Here is a 3,077-nt window from a genome sequence, read left to right as displayed (position 1 = left end):
CAGTTTGCGATTATATGGTTGTAAACCGAGGATCTGATTTAGATGATGATCATGCATAAGCTCTCATATCTGGTGTTATCCAGAATATCTATTTATCAAATACCCTACTTGGGGAATGGCTTGGCTTGGAACGCCGACGAAGGACGTGGTAAGCTGCGATAAGCTTAGGCGAGGTGCATACAACCTTTGAACCTAAGATTTCCTAATGGGACTTCCTACTGTAAAGTGATCCGTAAGGATTGGGAACGCGGGGAATTGAAGCATCTTAGTACCCGCAGGAAGAGAAATCAAATGAGATTCCGTGATTAGAGGCGATTGAAAGCGGATTAGGGCAAACTGAATCCCTTCGGGGAGATGTGGTGTTATAGGGCCTTTGTTCAATGATTTGATGAGAACTGAAGTTGACTGGAATGTCATACCATAGAGGGTGAAAGTCCCGTAAGTGAATCTGATATGATTTATAAGGTTCCTGAGTACCGTGCGTTGGATATCGCGCGGGAAATTGGGAGGCATCGACTTCCAACCCTAAATACGTTCCAAGACCGATAGCGTATTAGTACCGCGAGGGAAAGCTGAAAAGTATCCTTAATAGGATGTGAAAAGTGCCTGAAACCAAGTAGGTATGGAATGGCATGGCCCCAAAGGCAACTATATCGAAGGAAGCTACTGCGAAGTAGTGTTACGAGGTATAGAGCCAGGGTTGTGTCGTCCGTTTCGAAAAACGGGCCGGGGAGTGTATTGTTGTGGCGAGCTTAAAATCTTTAAGGTTGTAGGCGAAGGGAAACCAACAAGTTCGCAGTTTATCCAGGAACGGGGTCTTAAGGGCCCGGAGTCACAGCGATACGACCCGAAACCGGGCGATCTAGGCCAGGGCAAGGTGAAGTCCCTCAACTGAGGGATGGAGGCCTGCAGAGGTGTTGCCGTTCGAAGCACTCTTCTGACCTTGGTCTAGGGGTGAAAGGCCAATCGAGCCCGGAAATAGCTGGTTCCCCCCGAAGTGACTCTCAGGTCAGCCGAAGTTTAGATAGTCGGCAAGGTAGAGCACTGATAGGGAGGTTAGGGGAAGAAATTCCTCGCTTTTCTGTCAAACTCCGAACTTGTCGTCGTCGTATACTTCGAGTCAGGGCATACGGGTAAGCTGTATGTCCGAGACGGGAATAGCCGTGACCTGGGTTAAGGTCCCTAAGTGCCGATTAAGTGTGAACACGAAGGGTGTCCTTGGTCTAAGACAGCAGGGAGGTTGGCTTAGAAGCAGCCATCCTTTAACGAGTGCGTAACAGCTCACCTGTCGAGATCAAGGGTCCCGAAAATGGACGGGGCTAAAATCGGCCACCGAGACCCAGGAGTACCGTAAGGTAATCTTGTAGGGGGGCGTTCTGCGAGGGCAGAAGTTCGGCTGTGAAGTCGAGTGGACCTCGTAGAAATGATGATCCCGGTAGTAGTAACAGCATAAGTGGGGTGAGAATCCCCACCGCCGAAGGGGCAAGGGTTCCACAGCAATGTTCGTCAGCTGTGGGTAAGCCGGTCCTAACTCTCGAGTTAACCTCTTTGAGAGGAAAGGGAAACAGGTTAATATTCCTGTGCCGTTCAAATACATGTGGCAACACAAGGTCAATTTCTGACGCTTTGGGATAAGTTTTGTACTTTTGTCTGAGTATTCAAGCTTATAAGTCCGAGGAGAATTGTAATAATGAGAATCGGATGAAAGAGTAATGAGTTTTCCTTTAGGAGAATTTAACTGATTCCTTGAGCCCGTGAAAAGGGAATTGACATGGATTTTGAACGTCCGTACCCAGAACCGACACTGGTGCCCCTAGGTGAGTATCCTAAGGCGTAGCGGAATAATCTAGTCGAGGGAAGTCGGCAAAATGGCTCCGTAACTTCGGGAGAAGGAGTGCCAGTGATCTTTAACCGGATCGCTGGTCGCAGTGACCAGGGAGGTCCGACTGTTTAATACAAACATAGGTCTTAGCGAGCCTGAAAAGGTGTGTACTAAGGCCGACGCCTGCCCAGTGCTGGTACGTGAACCCCGGTTCCAACCGGGCGAAGCGCCAGTAAACGGCGGGGGTAACTATAACCCTCTTAAGGTAGCGAAATTCCTTGTCGGGCAAGTTCCGACCTGCATGAATGGCGTAACGAGACCTCCACTGTCCCCGACTAGACTCCGGTGAACCTACCATTCCGGCGCAAAGGCCGGAGACGTCCAGTGGGAAGCGAAGACCCCGTGGAGCTTTACTGCAGCCTGTCGTTGGGGCATGATTGTGGGTGTACAGTGTAGGTGGGAGCCATCGAAACTTTTTCGCCAGGAAAAGTGGAGGCATCCATGGGACACCACCCTCCTATGATTATGTCCCTAACCCTTATAGGGGACACCGGTAGGTGGGCAGTTTGGCTGGGGCGGTACCCTCCTAAAAATGCATCAGGAGGGCCCAAAGGTTGGCTCAAGCGGGTCAGGACTCCGCTGTTGAGTGTAAGGGCAAAAGCCAGCCTGACTTTGTTGCCAACAAAACGCAACGAAGAGACGAAAGTCGGGCCTAACGAACCTCTGTGCCTCACCGATGGGGGCCAGAGATGACAAAAAAGCTACCCCGGGGATAACAGAGTTGTCGCGGGCAAGAGCCCATATCGACCCCGCGGCTTGCTACCTCGATGTCGGTTTTTCCCATCCTGGGTCTGCAGCAGGACCCAAGGGTGGGGCTGTTCGCCCATTAAAGGGGATCATGAGCTGGGTTTAGACCGTCGTGAGACAGGTTGGTTGCTATCTGCTGGATGTGTTGGCTGTCTGAGGGAAAGGTGGCTCTAGTACGAGAGGAACGGGCCGTCGGTGCCTCTAGTCGATCGGTTGTCTGACAAGGCATTGCCGAGCAGCCACGCACCAAGAGATAAGGGCTGAAAGCATCTAAGCCCGAAGTTCATCCTGAAAATAGACAGCCTTTTCCTTCGGGAACAAGGACTCCCATAGAACATGGGTTTGATAGGTTAGGGGTGTAAGTGCCAAGGTTTTCCGAGGCATTAAGCCCGCTAATACTAATAGTTCAAGTGATAAAAGATATTCTGGACACTTAAAGATATGAGAG

At 50.7% G+C, this 3,077-nt stretch carries 1 rRNA gene; it reads left to right on the top strand.

Going from position 1 to position 3,077, the window contains the following annotated elements:
- The first annotated feature begins 87 nt into the window (after window positions 1–87).
- Window positions 88–3,051, top strand: a 23S ribosomal RNA gene (locus J3E06_RS08480).
- The last annotated feature ends 26 nt before the right edge of the window (window positions 3,052–3,077 follow it).

The sequence above is a fragment of the Methanococcus voltae genome (genome assembly GCF_024807655.1).
Taxonomy (GTDB): domain Archaea; phylum AGJL01; class Methanococci; order Methanococcales; family Methanococcaceae; genus Methanococcus; species Methanococcus voltae_D.
This window is presented reverse-complemented; position numbering and strand designations above follow the sequence as displayed.